This is a genomic window from Bradyrhizobium sp. MI1.7 (genome assembly GCF_055811795.1).
In genome coordinates this window covers 1-585 of sequence record NZ_JBVVPO010000248.1, presented here as the reverse complement: position 1 = coordinate 585, position 585 = coordinate 1, and the positions used below count along the sequence as shown (strand labels likewise).

General features: G+C 65.8%; 1 protein-coding gene. It reads right to left on the bottom strand.

Annotation, left to right across the window (positions count from 1 at the left end; all coding sequences use genetic code 11):
* Positions 1 to 585: ABC transporter permease (locus tag AC0L3X_RS47375; RefSeq protein ID WP_473317651.1), on the bottom strand; the 585-nt coding region annotated here is incomplete at both ends.

The following is a 585-nucleotide window of genomic DNA, read 5'->3' as shown; positions in this document are numbered from 1 at the left end:
GCCCGCGCGTCGCGGCGGCGGAATTCGGAGCCGACGGAATAGCCGGCGGCAAGGGTAATCACCACATGGATGATGGTCGGCAGCAGCGCGCGCAGCAGGAACTGCGCGTAGTTCTTCTGCGGATTGACGAGCGCCATGGTCTCCGCCTTGAGCGCTCCCAGGGACGCTGGCGCAGGTGCCGCGCGACTGGCGGGAGCGGCCACCGCTGCCGCTGCGGAAAGTGAATCGCTCAGACCCGAGGATGCGATCCCGGAAGGAGTCAAAAACTGCTGGTTATAAAATCCGACGATCTGCGGGCGGCGCGCGGCCTTCAGGTCGCGCTCGAAATCCGGCGGGACGTAGACGGCCGAAATCGACTTGCCGGAGCGTATGTCCTGCACGGCCGTGGACAGCGTGCCGGAGCGGTCGACGATCTTCAGGCTTGGCGACGCCGCAATGTATTCCACCAGGGCGCGCGACGCGTCCGACTTGTCCTCGTCGACTACAGTCACGCCGAGCCCGCGGATGACCGGATGGCTAAAGACCGTGGTGAGAACCACGAACGCGAACAGCGGCACGCCGAAGATCAGGAGCAGCGCCACGCGA